This window comes from Blautia sp. MSJ-9, assembly GCF_018919065.1.
Classification (GTDB): domain Bacteria; phylum Bacillota; class Clostridia; order Lachnospirales; family Lachnospiraceae; genus Blautia_A.
On record NZ_JAHLQG010000043.1, the window covers coordinates 188,893 to 205,220 of the forward strand.

Here is a 16,328-nt window from a genome sequence, read left to right on the forward strand (position 1 = left end):
GATTGGAAAATATAGCAGATGATTGCTGTAATTGTTTTATAGAAAATGTGATTGTTTGCTTTGTGACTGGTAATGAAAAAACAGTAACAGGAAAACAACATTGTTAAGTATAGTAGTTGTAACAGAAAATAATTAAAAATAGTTGCAATAGATACAGGAGGCAGAACATAAGATGGAACAGTATAAACAGGAATTTATTGAATTCATGGTAGACAGCGAAGTACTGAAATTCGGAGAATTCACTCTTAAGAGCGGAAGAAAATCTCCATTCTTCATGAACGCAGGTGGATATGTAACAGGTTCCCAGTTAAAGAAACTTGGCGAATATTACGCACATGCGATCCATGACAAATACGGCGACGACTTTGACGTACTTTTCGGACCTGCATACAAAGGAATCCCGTTAAGCGTTGTAACAGCAATCGCATTCAGCGAATTATACGGAAAAGAAATCCGCTACTGCTCAGACCGTAAAGAAGAGAAAGACCACGGCGCAGACAAGGGAAACTTCCTTGGCAGCAAATTAAAAGACGGTGACCGAGTAGTCATGATCGAGGACGTAACAACATCCGGTAAATCCATGGAAGAAACAGTACCAAAGGTAAAAGGAGCAGCCAATGTAGAAATCGTTGGTCTCATGGTATCTCTCGACCGTATGGAAGTCGGAAAAGGTGGCGTGAAGTGTGCACTTGATGAAGTACATGATCTCTATGGTTTTGAAACAAATGCTATCGTAACCATGCAGGAAGTAATCGAACACCTTTATAACAAAGAATACAAAGGAAAAGTGATCATCGACGATACATTGAAAGCTGCCATTGATGCATATTATGCACAGTATGGTGCAAAATAAAGCAGGAAAAGACGTTTAGTCGTGAAACGAAACAGATATTTGCTTATAAACAGTAACGCAGCGGATAATTTTGTCTGCTTAACCCAAAAACATGTATAAATGTGCTGCGTTCTGCACAAACAGACAGTATCACAAGAGTGAGGATGACTATGAACGAAAAGATTTATAAAACCATGTCTTCCACAGGAGCATGCAGTCTGGCAGTCGGAATCATTGTGCTGACAACGGGAATCGTAACAGGAATTATGATGATCGTAAACGGTGCAAGACTGCTGAAAAAGAAATCAGAAATATTGATATAAAAAAGACCGCAGAAACCACATGGAGAAATTTCCATTTCTCCGTGTGGTTTTTCGGTCAGAAACAGGGGAAAACATTGAAAAAAGAAACAAAGCGTATCATACAGACACTGGGAAAAGTTCTGTTTGTTCTCTATGTTCTTGCACTGATCTATTTCCTCTTCTTCTCAGAAGAATACGGAAGAGTTGCAATAGAAGAACGGCAGTACAGATATAATCTGGTTCCGTTTGTTGAGATACGGCGCTTTTGGGTGTACAGAAAGCAGCTTGGATTTTTTGCAGTATTTACCAACCTGTTTGGAAATGTGGCAGGATTTCTGCCTTTTGGCTTTATGCTGCCGGTCATTTCAGAAAGAATGAGAAGCGGATGGATGATCGTCTTGTCCGGTTTCGGGCTCAGCGTCACAGTAGAAGTGATCCAACTTATCACGAAAGTGGGATGCTTTGATGTAGATGATATGATCCTGAACACAGCTGGAGCAGCGTTGGGATATCTGCTTTTCTTTATCTGCGATCACCTGAGGAGAAAGATTTATGGCAAGAAGATATAGATATGCATTTGCAAAGAAAAAAGAAGCGCAGAAAGGTAAGCTTTCCACAGGTCTGGCTATAGCGTCGCTGATTTTGTTTGCAGCAGCGGTTTTACTGGACTTTTTTCTGAAAGGAAACTTGGGGTATATTGTGGGGGGCATCAGCCTTTTTGCAATGCTTTTATCCATATATGGGTTTGCAATGGGACTGTTGAGTTTTTCAGAAGAGAACAGAACTCACAGAACAAGTATGGTCGGTTCTATTGCAAATGGAATTATTATGATCGGATGGCTTGGGATTTTCCTGATGGGAATTTCCGGCTAGAAAGGAGAAAAGAAATTTGGACGAATGGGTAATGGAACGGTATGAGCTGGCAAAAGAAAGAATCGCTCAGATACCGGAAGAAAAAACAGCAGAAGAACCGTACCGCAGTTTCTTTGCAAAAGAAGCTGTTTTCTTACAGCAAGTAATTGCTGTAATGGATAAAGGAATACAGGGAAAGAGCCTCGAAGAACTTCAGAAGCAAAACCATGAATTATACCAGGATATTCTGCCGGAGAACTATGAGAATTCCTATGGAAATCCTGCATACGCACAGAAAATGCTTGGAGAATACGGCAAAGCATTTACATTTTTATATACAGAACTTCACGGCGTGATTGCCTATGCATTTGAAAAGAAAGCATGGGATCTTACAGTTGTACTGGAACTTTTCCTTGAAATCTATTCTGCATTTTCACAGGAAGAGATTCCGACCGAGAAACAGGTAAAAGAGATTCTGGTTTCCTATGTAAACGATTACTGTCAGGACATGGTAGAAGAACGGATCAGAGAAGCGATCGATCCGGAAAATAACTTTGTTGTAAAGATCATCATGGAATCTGATTTGAATGATCTGAGCTATCTGTACCAGTCCGGTGAGTATGTGTCAGAGAATGAACTGAAAACAGCAGAATTTCTGAATTCCCTTTCACAGAAAGAAATCGATGAGATGGCACGTACCTACACAGAGGGCTATCGCATGGGATTTATCACAGGAAGAAAAGACATCACTAAGAAAAAGACAGTCAATGTCCGCTATCATCTTGGATTTGAGCGGATGGTAAAGGCTGCTATTCTCCAGTTTGAGGAGATGGGACTTCAGACAGTTATTTACCGTTATGCACTCCATGCAGTAAACAGACGCAATCAGTTCAGAAGTGGATTTACAGGCGGAATCGCAAACCCACAGTTTGACTATGACCATAGACAGGACAGCGCATTATTTATGGATTCTGATTTCGTAAAGCGTAAACTTCGCGCAATGCAGACATCCTATGATGAATATGCAGAACTGGCAGCAGTACATGGCGGTCCTGCAGTGATCGAGACATTTGGTGAGAACCCATTTTCACCGGTAAGCAAACCGGAAAGCTGGACTTTCTCAGAAGCACAGCAGAAGCTTCAGTTGGAACTGGACAATGAATCCAGCCAGATCACAAACCGTTATATCAAAGGTGATGAGAGAAGCTTCACGATCATCGCATATCCGGTGCCGGAGATCGGAGAGAATTTCCCTGAGATCTTCCGTGAGATCGTCAAGATCAACACTCTGGATTATAAAAAATATCAGAAAATTCAGCAGACGATCATTGACACTCTTGATACCTGTGAATGGGTAGAAATCAAGGGAAAAGGAGAGAACGAGACGGATCTGCTCATCCATCTCCACACATTGACAGATCCGGAAAAACAGACAAACTTTGAGAACTGCGTGGCAGATGTAAATATTCCGTTAGGGGAGGTATTTACTTCACCTGTACTTGCAGGAACCGGCGGAATGCTTCATGTTTCCAAAGTATATCTCAATGGTCTGCAGTTCCGTGACCTGAAACTGGTATTTGACTGCGGACAGGTCATTGATTACAGTTGTGCAAACTTCGACACAGAAGAAGAGAACCGCAAGTATATCGAGGACAATATCCTGTTCCATCATCCGAAGCTTGCAATGGGCGAGTTCGCTATCGGAACAAACACAACTGCTTATGTGGCAGCACAGAAATACGATATCGCAGATAAGTTTCCAATTCTCATTGCTGAAAAAATGGGACCGCACTTCGCAGTAGGTGACACCTGCTACAGCTGGGAAGAAGACACTCCGGTCTACAATCCGAATGGAAAAGAAATCATTGCAAGAGATAACGAAATCTCCGAGATGAGAAAAGAAGATGTCAGCCTTGCGTACTTTGGATGCCACACAGATATCACCATCCCATACGACGAACTGGGCAGCATCCGCACTATCGACGATGACGGAGAAATGACTTCCATTATCGAAGACGGTCGATTCGTACTTCAGGGAACTGAGGCGCTGAATGAACCATTTGAGGATTAAGGCAACTAATGTATTCACGAATTGCTCCGCTGCTTTGCAGCTCCCGCAATCTTCGTTCCACTACGGTCGGTGCATAACGTGTGCCACTGGCACACTGCACCTACAAACATTCGGAATCCGCTGATTTACTTCGTAAATCGCTACCTCCTCATGTTTGAAACCCTGGAATACCAAAAATATTTATTAGTCTGTCAAAATATTTCTTTGCCTCAATATTGTTGACAGAAAAAGGGAATCTTAGTAGAATCTACGGTTAGAGAGGGTTTTTGAGAAAATCTTTTCTAACCGTACTTTTTTTATCAATAAAATGAAAAACTAAGTCTCCGGCGGATTCTGAAATTGAGAAATCTGTCAGAGGATACTTGAGAAGAAAAGGAGAATAATCATGGCAAAAGTAGGAATTGTGATGGGCAGCGACTCAGATATGCCGATCATGAGCAAAGCAGCAGACATTCTGGAGAAACTGGGAATTGATTATGAGATGAAGATCATTTCCGCACACAGGGAACCGGATGTCTTTTTTGAATATGCAAAAACAGCAGAAGAAAAAGGCTTTAAAGTAATCATCGCAGGTGCCGGAATGGCAGCTCATCTGCCAGGAATGTGCGCGGCAATCTTCCCGATGCCGGTTATCGGAATTCCTATGCACACAACTTCCCTCGGAGGAAGAGATTCCCTTTATTCCATCGTACAGATGCCGTCCGGAATCCCGGTTGCAACAGTAGCCATCAACGGCGGAGCAAACGCAGGACTTCTGGCAGCCAAAATCCTTGCAACCTCAGATGCAGAACTTCTTGCAAAATTAAAAGCTTACAGCCAGGAATTAAAAGAACAGGTAGAAGCAAAAGACGCAAGATTACAGGAAGTTGGATATAAGAATTACTAAGGTTTGAAAAATAAAAATCAAAAGCACAAGACGGAGGATTATTATGGATTACAAGACCGCTGGAGTAGATATTGAAGCAGGATATAAATCAGTAGAACTGATGAAAGAACATGTAAAGAGAACCATGCGTGAAGAAGTTCTGGGAGGTCTGGGCGGATTTTCCGGAGCATTTTCCCTTGTCAAGATCAAAGACATGGAAGAGCCGGTGCTCTTATCCGGTACAGATGGATGTGGAACCAAAGTAAAACTTGCAATGGTAATGGACAAACATGACACCATCGGCATCGATGCAGTAGCCATGTGTGTAAATGATATCGCATGTGCAGGTGGAGAACCATTATTCTTCCTTGACTATATCGCATGCGGCAAGAACTATCCGGAGAAGATCGCAGCGATCGTAGGCGGCGTAGCAGAGGGATGTGTACAGTCCGATGCAGCCCTGATCGGCGGTGAGACAGCAGAACATCCTGGATTAATGCCAGAAGACGAATACGATCTTGCAGGTTTTGCAGTAGGTGTCTGTGATAAGAAAGACATGATCACTGGCGAAGACCTGAAAGCAGGCGACGTTCTCATCGGTATGGCATCCACAGGTGTTCACAGCAACGGTTTTTCCCTTGTCCGTAAAGTATTCGATATGACAAAGGAATCCCTGGATACCTATTATGATGAACTTGGAACAACTCTGGGCGAAGCACTTCTCGCACCGACCAGAATTTATGTAAAAGCATTAAAGAGCATCAAGAACGCAGGTGTACGTGTACACGCATGCAGCCATATCACAGGCGGCGGTTTCTATGAAAACATTCCGCGTATGCTCAAAGATGGTACACGTGCAGTGGTAGAGAAGAACAGCTACCCGGTACTTCCGATCTTCAAACTTCTCGCAGAGAAAGGAAACATTGAAGAACAGATGATGTACAATACCTACAACATGGGTCTTGGAATGATCCTTGCAGTAGATGCAGCAGATGTAGATAAAACAATGGAAGCGATCAAAGCAGCAGGCGATACTCCATATGTAGTAGGACGTATCGAAGACGGTGAAAAAGGAGTGACTTTATGTTAAAAGTCGGCGTACTGGTTTCCGGAGGCGGCACAAACCTGCAGGCTATCCTGGATGCCATTGACAGCGGAAAGATCACAAATGCAGAAGTATCTCTGGTCATCAGCAACAATCCAGGTGCCTATGCACTGGAGAGAGCGAAGAAGCACAATATAGAAGCTGTATGCATTTCCCCGAAACAGTTTGAGAACAGAGAAGAATTTCACAAGGCACTTCTGGCGAAGCTGAAAGAGAGTGGTGTGGATCTGATTGTTCTGGCAGGATTCCTGGTAGCGATCCCGCCGATGATCGTAAAAGCATTTCCAAACAAGATCATCAACATTCACCCATCTCTGATCCCGTCATTCTGCGGTGTAGGCTATTATGGACTTCACGTACACGAGAAAGCACTGGCAAGAGGCGTCCGCGTTACAGGTGCTACTGTACACTTTGTTGATACAGGTACAGACACAGGTCCGATCATCCTGCAGAAGGCAGTTAAGATCAAATCCGACGACACCCCGCAGGTTCTTCAGAGACGTGTCATGGAGAAAGCTGAGTGGAAGATTCTGCCGAAAGCTATCAATCTCATTGCCAACGGTAAAGTAAAAGTGTCAGATGGCAGAGTAGAAATTGAAGAATTCGATGCAGAAGAGTAGAGAGTCTGTAAAATGGAAGCAATCTGCAGGTAATCCTGATATGAGAAGATTACAATTGAGCAGGAAAGAGATTTGTGAATATTCGCTTGAATATAAACAACAGATGTGTGTTCGTTAAAGAAACAGACTATGTACATAGAAAAGGAGCAAATGAATATGAAAGTCTTAATCGTAGGCAGCGGCGGCAGAGAACATGCCATTGCATGGAGTGTTTCCAAGAGCTCGAAAGTAGATAAAATTTATTGTGCACCAGGCAACGCAGGAATCGCAGAACTGGCAGAATGCGTAGACATCGGTGCTATGGAATTCGAGAAACTTGCTGATTTTGCTCAGGAGAAAGCTATCGATCTTACCATCATCGGTATGGACGACCCTCTGGTGGGCGGAGTAGTAGATGTATTCGAAGCCCGCGGCCTGAAAGTATTCGGACCAAGAAAGAATGCAGCTATTCTCGAGGGATCCAAGGCGTTTTCAAAAGACCTCATGAAGAAATACAACATCCCGACAGCAGCATATGAGAACTTTGATGATCCTGAAAAAGCACTGGAATATCTCCGTACAGAAGCCAAATTTCCAATCGTTCTGAAAGCAGATGGTCTTGCACTTGGCAAAGGTGTACTGATCTGCAAAGACCTGAAAGAAGCAGAAGACGGCGTAAAAGAGATCATGGAAGACAAGAAATTCGGAAATGCTGGAAATACTATGGTCATCGAAGAATTCATGACTGGACGTGAAGTCTCTGTGTTATCTTTTGTAGATGGAAAAACTATCCGTACCATGACTTCTGCACAGGATCACAAACGTGCTCAGGACGGAGATCAGGGATTGAATACAGGCGGAATGGGAACATTCTCCCCAAGCCCGTTCTATACAGAAGAAGTAGATGAGTTCTGTAAGAAATACGTATACCAGCCGACAGTAGACGCAATGGCAGCAGAGGGACGCCCGTTCAAGGGAATCATCTTCTTCGGCCTTATGCTCACACCAGATGGCCCGAAAGTTCTGGAATACAACGCCCGTTTCGGAGATCCTGAAGCACAGGTAGTACTTCCACGAATGAAAAATGACATCATCGAAGTGATGGAAGCCTGTGTAAATGGAACCTTGGATCAGGTAGATCTCCAGTTCGAAGACAATGCAGCAGTATGCGTAGTCCTCGCAAGCGACGGCTACCCTGTAAAATACGAAAAAGGCATTCCAATGTACGGTTTCGAGAACTTCAAAGATAAAGACGGTTACTATTGCTTCCACGCAGGAACCAAATTAAAAGACGGTCAGATCGTTACCAACGGTGGCCGTGTCCTTGGAATCACTGCTACAGGCAAAGACCTGAAAGAAGCAAGAAAGAACGCTTATGAAGCCACAGAGTGGATTACATTTGCAAACAAATATATGCGTCACGATATTGGTAAAGCAATTGACGAAGCTTAATGACTACGATGTATAGAGAATTGAGAAACATAGGAATTCGAAATCTGTAAAGAGTAAAAAATATAGGGTCAGAAGACAGAAAATGTGGTAATATATCTGCAAGTCTGTTTTCTGATTCTTTTTATATAGAAAAGGTTATAAGAGATTTCCTGTTATATTGAGAATAGGTTTTCTGGTCTGAATTTTTGTGGTAAATATTAATGCATAAATAATACCGTCGATTTCCTTTACTTTTCATGCAATCTGTTATAAAATAAAAGCAGTGCTGTAAAGAAACACAGCAGGGAGAATTATATGAATAAAGACAAACAGAATGAAATTCAGGTGACGACAGACATGGTGCGCCAGTTTCTCCGTGAGAACGAAGATCCCGGCTACCGGGAGTTTCACAGTAGTCTTTTACCTGGCGTAGATAATGTTATGGGAGTCCGGCTTCCTGTGCTGCGAAAATTTGCAAAGCAGCTTTCTACTATGAACTGGGAGAAATGGTTTACTCAGGCAGATGACCAGTGGTATGAAGAAACAATGCTCCGCGGACTGGTAGTTGCCTATGCAAAGATGGAATGCGGGCAGCGTCTGGAATATGTGAAGAAGTTTGTACCGGATATTAACAGTTGGGGCGTATGTGACTGTTTTTGCAGTACACTGAAAGATGCAGATAAATATCCGAAAGAATACTGGGACTTTATCGAACCATATCTGACTTCCGACAGAGAGTATGAGGCGAGATTTGCGGCAGTCATGCTTCTGGGACATTTTGTGAAGCGCGAGTATCTGGAAGAGAGCATCCACCGCCTGGAACGGATCACCCAGCCGGACTATTACACGAAGATGGCAGTAGCCTGGGCCGTATCCGTATATTTTGCAGCATTTCCCAATGAGATGCTGGCATATTTACAGGGCAGTCACAAACTGGATGAATTTACATATAAGAAATCATTACAGAAGATCACAGAATCTTATCGTGTTGATAAGGAAATGAAGAAGATCATAAAAGAAATGAGACAGAGAGGATAAAATAATGGGAATCAGCAAAGAAGAAGCAATCAAAGAATTACAGACGAGAGAGGAAGTGTTTGTAGCATATTCACAGGCTACCAAGCTTCCATATGTGAAATGTGATGAAGAAACATTTAATGACCAGGCATGGATCTTTTCTACAGAAGAAGGAATCAAGGCATTTGGCAAGAAAATGGTAGAGAATAAAGTTCTTCTCATGGGTATGAAATTTACTAAGAAAGATTATCCGAGATTATACGGTACATTCTATGCAATCGGCGTAAACACAGTTGTATGGGTAGACGGTGAAGACCAGATCGAGGTCGATCTTCCGGAAATCGCAAAACAGGCAGACATGAGCCAGATTGAGCCGGCTAAAAGACCACTTCTTAATCCGACGCTGGAGCTGTCCGGTATTTACTTTATGCAGGAGCTTCGCCGTCCGGTAGAGAAAGACCAGCATGGAAATCTCCGCGAGCTGGAAGAAGAGCTGATCGTAAACTTAAGAAAATCTGAGTTCCTGATCGCTATGAACGTAGATCCGGAGGATCCAAAGAAGATTAATATTCCATACCTGAAGAATAAGAAAGAAGAAATCCTTCAGCCTGTATTTACAGATGTAATGGAACTTGAGAAATTCACAAAAGGCCAGAAACTCCGTATTGCAAAAGTACCATTTGCGAAACTTCCGGAACTGATGATCGAAAAGGCAATGGCTTACGCAGTCAACCCGTTAGGATTTAACCTTGTGCTCAACAGAGAGCAGATTAACAAAATCATCGGATTGAAATAATTTGGACGGATCAGGTAAGTCACTGTTTTCAATTACGAAAAGCAATAAGCAGTGGATGGGAATTGTTGATACGAAAAAATGCAGCTGATCTGAACAGGTAAGTAGAATATACAGGGTGCATACCGTGAACGATGTGAGAATTCATGGTATGCACCTTTTTTGTCAGGATAAAACGGTTGTTTCATTGGTATATTTCACAATCTTAAGTTATGATGATTGTCAAGTGGGTTCTGGTTGCAAAAAATGTTGGTTTGTGCTAGGATATGTGTAACACAAAAAGGAGAAACCCCGTATGATGATTGAAATAGATTTTAGCAGTGATGAGGCCATCTACATCCAGCTGACCAACCAGATCATCATGGGAATTGCCACATCAAGACTGCAGGAGGGCGACACCTTACCCTCAGTGAGACAGCTTGCAGACACAGTAGGAATAAATATGCACACAGTGAACAAAGCATATTCCCTGCTGCGGCAGGAGGGATTTGTCACCATTGACCGCAGACGTGGAGCAGTGATTTCCATTGATGTAAACAAACGAAAAGCGCTGGAAGAACTGAAACAGAATCTCATGGTAGCTCTTGCGAAAGGATGTTGTAAGAGTGTGACCAGAGAAGAAGTACACCAGCTGATTGACGAGATTTTTGACGATTATAATAAAGACAGATAGGAGACGACATGGAGAGACAATTTACCAGACAGGCAGAGAATGCCCTCAAACTGGCAAAGACGACAGCGAAGTCTTGTGGACACGGCTATATCGGAACAGAGCATCTTCTGGCCGGTCTTTTGAAAGAGCCGGAAGGCACTGCGGGAAAAGTCCTGCAGGAATTTAATGTAGAAGAAGAGAAACTCATGGAACTGATCAACGATCTGATCGCCCCATCTCAGGGCAGCACTGCAGTGGAGGAACCAAAGGATCCGCAGTACAGTCCGAGATCAAGAAGAATCCTTGAGCAGGCACGGGAGGATGCAGAGAGCATGGAATGCCTCTGCGGAACAGAGCATCTGTTACTTGCACTTCTGAAAGAACCAGAATGTGTAGCCACCAGACTGCTGTTTACAATGGGAGTAAATATCCAGAAACTTTTTGCAGCAATCCTGACAGCAATGGGGTTTGACAATGACACGATTGCAGAAGAATTTCAGTACGCAAAGAATGCAAAGAATAAAAGAACAACAAGCACCCCGACTCTGGACCAGTACAGCCGTGATCTGACACAGCTTGCAGCCGAGGGAAAGCTTGACCCTGTAGTGGGACGTGAGAAAGAGATTACCCGACTGATCCAGATTCTGAGCAGACGAACTAAGAACAACCCGTGCCTGGTAGGTGAACCAGGTGTTGGTAAGACTGCAATCGTAGAGGGACTTGCCCAGCGTATCGTTATGGGAATGGTTCCGGATACAGTGAAAGAGAAGCGCCTTGTTGTTCTGGATCTTTCCGGCATGGTTGCAGGAAGCAAGTACAGGGGTGAATTTGAGGAACGTATCAAGAATGTGATCCAGGAAGTAAAAGAACATCAGGGAATCCTGCTGTTCATTGATGAGATTCATACTATTATCGGTGCCGGCGGTGCGGAAGGTGCACTGGATGCATCCAATATCCTGAAGCCATCTCTGTCCAGAGGCGAGATCCAGCTGATCGGAGCCACCACTCTGGAAGAGTACCGCAAACATATTGAGAAAGACGCAGCACTGGAACGCAGATTCCAGCCTGTAACAGTGGAAGAACCGTCAGCAGAAGAGACTATCGAGATCCTTAAAGGACTCCGTCCATACTATGAGAAACACCACGGCGTAAAGATTGAAGATGAAGCTCTTGAGGCAGCAGTAAAAATGTCCCAGAGATACATCAATGACCGTTTCCTTCCGGATAAAGCGATTGACATTATTGACGAATCCGCATCCAAGATCCAGCTTGCAGGCTACCAGTCCACACCGGAAATGGAAGCATATGAACTGGAACTGAATGAACTCCGCGAGGAGAAAGAACAGGCAGTCAAGACTGCGGATATTGAACGTGCCCGAAAAGCACAGGCCCGTCAGACAGAAGTAGAAGCCGAGATAGAGAAAATCCGCATCAAGACAGAGCGCAGAAACAAGAGAAAGAAACTGGTTGTAAATGAAGCTGCTGTCGCAGAAACGATTTCCGACTGGACCAAGATCCCACTGCAGAAACTGACAGAGGGAGAAACAAAACGTCTTGCACGTCTGGAGAAAGAACTCCACAAACGTGTGATCGGACAGGATGAAGCAGTGAAAGCTGTTGCACAGGCAGTCAAACGAGGAAGAGTTGGACTTAAAGATCCGAACCGTCCGATTGGTTCCTTCCTTTTCCTTGGCCCGACAGGTGTCGGAAAGACAGAACTTTCCAAAGCCCTTGCAGAAGCAGTATTTGGCAGTGAACAGGCAATGATCCGTGTAGATATGTCTGAATATATGGAGAAACACAGTGTCTCCAAACTGATCGGATCTCCTCCTGGATATGTAGGCTATGAAGAAGGCGGTCAGCTCAGCGAGAAAGTCCGCAGAAATCCATACAGTGTCCTGCTTTTTGATGAGATTGAGAAAGCACATCCGGATGTATTTAACATTCTTTTGCAGGTACTGGACGATGGCCATATCACAGACGCTCAGGGCAGAAAAGTAGACTTTAAGCAGACTATCATTATCATGACCTCCAACGCAGGTGCCCAGGCAATCATGGAACCGAAACGTCTTGGATTTATGTCAAATAATGATGAGAAGAAAGACTACGAGCGGATGAAAGGCGGCGTAATGGAAGAAGTACGCCGTATCTTCAAACCGGAGTTCCTCAATCGAATAGATGATATCATGGTATTCCATGTACTGAATAAAGAAGATATCCGTAAGATCGTCACTCTGCTTCTTAAAACTCTTGAGAAACGCTGCGCAGAACAGATGGATATCCATCTCACAGTAACAAACGCAGTAAAAGACAACATTGCAGAAAAAGGCTCCGACAACAAATACGGTGCCCGCCCACTGCGTCGTGCAATCCAGAGCAGGATTGAAGATGCACTTGCAAACGAAATTCTGGAAGGCAAAGTCAAACGAGGAGATCATGTACAGGTAAAACTGCACAAGAATGAGATCATATTTGAGGTGAAAGATCAGTAGTACGGTACCTGCGCATCACTGTTTTGCAACGCCCACAATCTTTGCATAACTACGATTAATGCAAAATGTGTGCTGCCGGTATACTGTATTTACAAATATTTGAAATCCTTACCATGCAGGCATGTACGGATCTTGAACTTTAAACTATGAGTATTTATAATTGTGAAATTATTATAAAAAAGAGAGAGAGATACTGGTCAAAAAGAGCTATTTATTATATAATAACGGCATAAAATGTCGGAAAAATTTATAAACGCCGGTGTATAATTCCGGTGGACGGCAAACAAAAGAGTCTTAGGAGGACATAGGGAAATGGCAGTAGTAAAAGAATTAATCCGCACAGAAGAGAATGGAGCAATCAGCTTTGGTGATTATGAGCTTGCACAGAAGTCTAAATTATCAGACTATCAGCATCAGGGCGATATGTATAAAGTGAAAACTTTCAAGGAGATTACCAAGCTCGAGAGAAACGGAATGTTCGTTTACGAATCAGTTCCGGGAACTGCAGTATTTAATCTTACACAGAGTGAAGCACAGATGGACTTCCATGTAGAAGGACCAGAAGACGCTCAGATTACAGTTGAGATGGAACCAGACACAGAATACGAAGTATTTATCGAGCAGGCAAGCACAGGCAAGATGAAAACAAACCTGGGCGGCAAGCTCTCCTTTAGTGTGGAACTTGGCAATGCTGCAAGAGTAGAAGTAAAGATTGTAAAATGCTAAAAAATAAAAAGACTGTATATTTTTGCCAGGAGTGCGGATATGAATCTGCGAAATGGATGGGACAGTGCCCGGGATGCAAGTCCTGGAATACTTTTGTGGAGGAAACAGTTTCCACTAAGAAATCCTTATCCTCTGGCATAACGAAATCATCAGAGAAAAGACAGGAGCCGGTGATCCTTAAGGACATCAGCCTGTCTGAAGATGAACGACAGACAACTAAAATTGGCGAACTTGACAGGGTGCTGGGCGGCGGTATCGTCCCCGGCTCCCTTGTTTTAGTAGGAGGGGATCCGGGAATTGGAAAGTCTACTTTGCTTCTGCAGGTGTGCAGAAATCTGGCAGAGAAGCAGGTTTCTGTTCTCTATATTTCCGGTGAGGAGTCTCTGCGTCAGATTAAACTGAGAGCCAACCGTATCGGGCAGTTCAATGATAAGATGCAGCTTTTATGCGAGACAAATCTGGAAGTGATCCGAGAGGTGATCGAACGCAAGAAACCAGATGTGGTAGTGATCGACTCTATTCAGACGATGTTCCATGAAGATGTAAGCTCTGCACCGGGAAGCGTTTCTCAGGTAAGAGAATCCACCAATATCTTGATGCAGATCGCCAAGGGAATGGGTGTATCCATTTTTATCGTAGGTCATGTGACGAAAGAGGGAAATGTGGCAGGGCCGAGAGTTTTGGAGCATATGGTAGATACCGTGCTTTACTTCGAGGGTGATCGACATGCTTCTTATCGTATTCTGCGTGCAGTGAAGAATCGTTTTGGATCTACCAATGAGATTGGTGTGTTTGAGATGTGCAACACGGGACTGGAAGAGGTGAAAAATCCGTCTGAGTTCCTGCTGAATGGCAGACCGGAGGATGCATCAGGATCAGTTGTGGCATGTTCTATGGAAGGAACCCGCCCGATTCTGGTAGAAATCCAGGCACTGGTATGTCAGAGTAATTTTGGCATTCCGAGACGTACTGCAGTAGGAACGGATTTTAACAGAGTGAACCTTCTTATGGCTGTGCTGGAGAAGAAAGTAGGGATTCATTTGGCTGCATCAGACGCTTATGTGAATATTGCGGGTGGAATGAAGATGACAGAACCTGCCATTGACCTGGGAATCTGCCTGGCAATTGTATCTAGTGCGAAGGACATTGTAATCCCGGATAATGTGATGGTATTTGGCGAGATAGGTCTGAGCGGCGAGATCCGTGCAGTTAGCATGGCAGGACAGCGTGTACAGGAAGCAAAGAAACTGGGATTTGAGACAGTGATGCTTCCAGAGGTATGCAGGTCTTCTGTTGGTAATGTAGAAGGGATTAATCTGGTTTATGTGTCACAGATCCGTGATGCGATCAGTTATATTATGAGAAAATAAATTTGAAGAACTATATGGATAATTTTGGGCGGATATTTATATGAAGCAGAAATTATCCATATATACTGTAAGGGCTTTACTTTAGATATGTGGAGCGTTACCATAAATATAGTATGAGGAGAAAGAGTTATGGCAGGTGGGATTGATACAGTGATTTTTGATATGGATGGTGTAATCTTTGACTCTGAGACACTTGTATTGAGTTCATGGAAGGAAGTGGCAGATCGTCACAGCATTAAAAATGTTGAAGCGGCATGTCATGAGTGTCTGGGGACAAACAGTGTTGTAAGTAAAAAGATTTTTCTGAGACACTATGGTCAGGAGTTTCCGTATGATAAGTATAAAGCAGAGATGGCAGAAGTGTTTTTTAGTCATGCTTCAGACGGAAGACTGGCCAAGAAACCAGGAGTTGAGGAATTGCTGAAATATCTGAAAGAAAATGGATTCAAAGTCGGACTTGCCAGTTCTACACAGGAGGCAACAGTGCGCAGACAGATTTCGGAAGGGGGATTGCTGAACTATTTTGACCAGATCATTGGTGGAGACATGGTCAAACGCAGCAAACCAGAGCCGGATATCTTTCTGGAAGCATGCAGACGCCTGAATTCAGAACCAGAGAAATGCTATGTAATAGAAGATTCTTATAATGGAGTCAGAGCTGCGCATGCTGCCGGAATGCACCCGATCATGGTGCCAGACCTGATGGAACCGACGGATGAGATGCGAGGACTTGCGGAAAATATTTTTGAGTCACTTTATGATGTTATAAAATACTTGAAATAAAAAAGTTTGTCAAATTATGAAATTAACTGTTGACATTAGTCATCTCTGGTGTTATATTAGTTGAGCTGTCGGAAATAATTGTTTCTTGAAAAGAGACAATTCAAATAGATTTCTGAAAGAAAAAAGAAATTTTAAAAAGTGCTTGACAACTTAAAACAAACGTGTTAAAGTAATCAAGTCGCTTGAACAGAGCCGACAATCACTGATCTGGAGAACAGTTCGGAAAGCCGAAAGAGTTCGAAAAACTTTGAAAAAACTTGAAAAAAGTGCTTGACAAAGAAAAAGAGATGTGATAAAGTAAACAAGCTGTCGCAAGACAGACAACCTTGATAACTAAACAGTGAAACACATACGATTCTCGAAAATTCTTTACATTTTTAAGAACGGTTGAATAAACCAAAAACAGTAAAAACGAGAGATAACTAAGCTAGTTGGTTG

16 protein-coding genes are annotated in these 16,328 nt (G+C 43.2%); all 16 read left to right on the forward strand.

The window, feature by feature from the left end:
* The first annotated feature begins 172 nt into the window (after nt 1-172).
* Nucleotides 173-853, forward strand: coding sequence for an orotate phosphoribosyltransferase (pyrE, locus tag KQI87_RS12495; protein WP_216460428.1), 681 nt, complete (start codon nt 173-175; stop codon nt 851-853).
* A gap of 149 nt (nt 854-1,002) precedes the next feature.
* Nucleotides 1,003-1,155 carry a hypothetical protein gene (locus tag KQI87_RS12500; RefSeq protein ID WP_216460429.1) on the forward strand — a complete coding sequence of 51 codons (153 nt, stop codon included), beginning with the start codon at nt 1,003-1,005 and terminating at the stop codon, nt 1,153-1,155.
* A gap of 74 nt (nt 1,156-1,229) precedes the next feature.
* Nucleotides 1,230-1,703: a VanZ family protein gene (locus KQI87_RS12505; protein ID WP_216460430.1), complete on the forward strand. Its 474-nt coding sequence runs from the start codon at nt 1,230-1,232 to the stop codon at nt 1,701-1,703.
* Nucleotides 1,687-2,007: a DUF6142 family protein gene (locus KQI87_RS12510; protein ID WP_216460431.1), complete on the forward strand. Its 321-nt coding sequence runs from the start codon at nt 1,687-1,689 to the stop codon at nt 2,005-2,007. The genes KQI87_RS12505 and KQI87_RS12510 overlap by 17 nt, the downstream gene beginning before the upstream one ends.
* A gap of 31 nt (nt 2,008-2,038) precedes the next feature.
* Nucleotides 2,039-4,057, forward strand: coding sequence for an aminopeptidase (locus KQI87_RS12515; RefSeq protein WP_216460448.1), 2,019 nt, complete (start codon nt 2,039-2,041; stop codon nt 4,055-4,057).
* Nucleotides 4,058-4,442: 385 nt separating this feature from the next.
* Nucleotides 4,443-4,943, forward strand: a complete 501-nt coding sequence (gene purE / locus KQI87_RS12520; protein WP_117844700.1) for a 5-(carboxyamino)imidazole ribonucleotide mutase — start codon at nt 4,443-4,445, stop codon at nt 4,941-4,943.
* A 43-nt stretch (nt 4,944-4,986) separates the two neighbouring features.
* The gene (gene purM / locus KQI87_RS12525) at nt 4,987-6,012 is read left to right on the forward strand and encodes a phosphoribosylformylglycinamidine cyclo-ligase (protein ID WP_216460432.1); all 1,026 of its coding nucleotides are present in this window, start codon (nt 4,987-4,989) and stop codon (nt 6,010-6,012) included.
* Nucleotides 6,006-6,647, forward strand: a complete 642-nt coding sequence (gene purN, locus KQI87_RS12530; protein ID WP_216460433.1) for a phosphoribosylglycinamide formyltransferase — start codon at nt 6,006-6,008, stop codon at nt 6,645-6,647. The genes purM and purN overlap by 7 nt, the downstream gene beginning before the upstream one ends.
* A gap of 156 nt (nt 6,648-6,803) precedes the next feature.
* The gene (purD, locus tag KQI87_RS12535; RefSeq protein WP_216460434.1) at nt 6,804-8,078 is read left to right on the forward strand and encodes a phosphoribosylamine--glycine ligase; all 1,275 of its coding nucleotides are present in this window, start codon (nt 6,804-6,806) and stop codon (nt 8,076-8,078) included.
* 294 nt (nt 8,079-8,372) lie between these two features.
* The gene (locus tag KQI87_RS12540) at nt 8,373-9,095 is read left to right on the forward strand and encodes a DNA alkylation repair protein (RefSeq protein ID WP_216460435.1); all 723 of its coding nucleotides are present in this window, start codon (nt 8,373-8,375) and stop codon (nt 9,093-9,095) included.
* A gap of 4 nt (nt 9,096-9,099) precedes the next feature.
* Nucleotides 9,100-9,870: an SseB family protein gene (locus KQI87_RS12545; protein WP_216460436.1), complete on the forward strand. Its 771-nt coding sequence runs from the start codon at nt 9,100-9,102 to the stop codon at nt 9,868-9,870.
* Between the two features lie 292 nt (nt 9,871-10,162).
* On the forward strand, nt 10,163-10,540 hold the full coding sequence (locus KQI87_RS12550) for a GntR family transcriptional regulator (RefSeq protein ID WP_117676472.1): 378 nt from the start codon (nt 10,163-10,165) through the stop codon (nt 10,538-10,540).
* An 8-nt stretch (nt 10,541-10,548) separates the two neighbouring features.
* A complete protein-coding gene (locus tag KQI87_RS12555; protein WP_216460437.1) occupies nt 10,549-13,011 on the forward strand; it encodes an ATP-dependent Clp protease ATP-binding subunit in 2,463 nt (820 codons plus the stop codon).
* 312 nt (nt 13,012-13,323) lie between these two features.
* Nucleotides 13,324-13,737 (forward strand): hypothetical protein, encoded by a 414-nt coding sequence (locus KQI87_RS12560; protein WP_008705473.1) that lies wholly within the window; start codon nt 13,324-13,326, stop codon nt 13,735-13,737.
* Nucleotides 13,731-15,107 carry a DNA repair protein RadA gene (gene radA / locus KQI87_RS12565; protein WP_216460438.1) on the forward strand — a complete coding sequence of 459 codons (1,377 nt, stop codon included), beginning with the start codon at nt 13,731-13,733 and terminating at the stop codon, nt 15,105-15,107. The genes KQI87_RS12560 and radA overlap by 7 nt, the downstream gene beginning before the upstream one ends.
* A gap of 129 nt (nt 15,108-15,236) precedes the next feature.
* The gene (locus KQI87_RS12570) at nt 15,237-15,890 is read left to right on the forward strand and encodes an HAD family hydrolase (protein WP_216460439.1); all 654 of its coding nucleotides are present in this window, start codon (nt 15,237-15,239) and stop codon (nt 15,888-15,890) included.
* Nucleotides 15,891-16,328: the final 438 nt, after the last annotated feature.